Origin of the sequence: Myroides sp. N17-2 (assembly GCF_002286775.1) — a bacterium.
GTDB lineage: Bacteria > Bacteroidota > Bacteroidia > Flavobacteriales > Flavobacteriaceae > Flavobacterium.
Genome location: NZ_NSGJ01000096.1, coordinates 1 through 1,691 on the forward strand (window position 1 = coordinate 1; position 1,691 = coordinate 1,691).

Genomic DNA, 1,691 nt, shown 5'->3' on the forward strand with positions numbered 1-1,691 from the left:
ACTAACCAATTGCTTTTTAAAACTGTAGTTTCCATAATATTAAATTTTTAAATTAATTATGGAGCAAGCACAGGTAAGACTCAAGCGAGCGCAAAAAGCAACGCAATAAAGCGAAGACATCGTCAAGCGTTTATGGGGGAATTCTTTGCCTAGCGAACCGCGAGGCATTACCTAGCTTAGTGAGGTAATTGATAAAAAATAAAAACACCAACTATTGCTATAACTATAAAATACGAACCATCGTTATAATTACAAAACCAAAACATACGTCAAAAAGACTGACACAAATTGAAACGAAACACTTATCACTTCTTATTAATCAAATGAACCAAATCAGGATCATTTTCAATGCGTTTCAGCTCATCGTTTATAATAGACTCAATATCTAGTTTAATCTGTTTATAGTTCGCTTGAATGGTCTGATTTAAAGTATCATTTCCGTTAGCATCTGTAAAGGACGTAATCTGAGGTATCTTCTTATAAGCTTTCATTTCCTGACTGACCTTCTCATTATCAACCACTATTTCACAGTGAAATATCTTTTGCTCTATTCGCTCATCAAAATTATCAGATACAGCCCCTACAAACATTCCTTGGGTAAGAGTTGATATTTTAGAAGCTGGAATAAGGGTATCAAGCTGGGTAGAGAAGGAGGTCGAGCGATCATTTCTATTAATAGAAATGCTTTGACGCTTTTGAAGAATCTTCCCAAAGCGTTCTGATAAGGCTTTAGCTGTATCTCCAACAACTTGACCTGAAAAGATATTACCAACTGTGTTTTGAATAACCTTACTTTCTTTATCTCCGTAATCTCTGTTTAGTTGTGAGAAATCTTGAAATCCTAAACACACAGCTACTTTATTACTACGAGCTGTAGCAATAAGATTATCTAGTCCTCTAAAATAGATGGTTGGTAACTCATCAATGATCACTGAGCTTTTAAGCTGTCCTTTTTTATTGATTAGTTTTACAATACGCGAGTTATAAAGGCCAAGAGCAGCAGAGTAAATATTCTGTCTGTCAGGGTTATTCCCTACACATAGTATTTTAGGCTCTTTGGGGTTATTGATATCGAGTGAAAAATCATCTCCTGTCATCACCCAATACAGTGAAGGTGATATCATACGAGACAGGGGGATTTTAGCCGAAGCTATTTGTCCTTGTAATTGATCTTGCGCTCCACCTTCCCACGCATCCATAAAAGGAGAGAGGTAGTTCTCTAAATCAGAATAGGAGGTAAGGATTGTAAATACGTCCGCGTATTTTTTATTAAGTAACTCAATAGCATGAGGAAACGTACAATACTTTCCGTTTTGATAAAGCTTTAAAAACCAAATAATAGCGGCTAAGAGGATGATTGGAGACTCTACAAAGAAGTCCCCTTGCTTTTGTATCCACGAGCGATTCAAATTAAGCATAATGGTATAGGCTGATTCATAGGCATCCGATATATCTGTCATAAACGATGGGTTAATCGGATTACAGCGGTGACTACGACTTGGATCATCAAAGTTTATGACGTAGAACTTAGGCGCAATAGCATATTTATCTTTGTGGAGAAGTAAATGATTATAAGCAATAGTCGATAGGTCATCGTCGGGTAGGTCGGAGGCATTACTGCCTCTTTCCCCCCTAAGAACCGTACGTGCGAGTTTCCCCGCATACGGCTCAAGTAATTCAATATTCTTGTG

1 protein-coding gene is annotated in these 1,691 nt (G+C 37.1%); it reads right to left on the minus strand.

Features of this window, described 5'->3' with window-relative positions:
* Nucleotides 1-305: 305 nt before the first annotated feature.
* Nucleotides 306-1,691, minus strand: a 1,386-nt coding sequence (locus CF599_RS19215; protein WP_254050370.1) for a TraM recognition domain-containing protein, incomplete at its 5' end; no start/stop codon positions are given.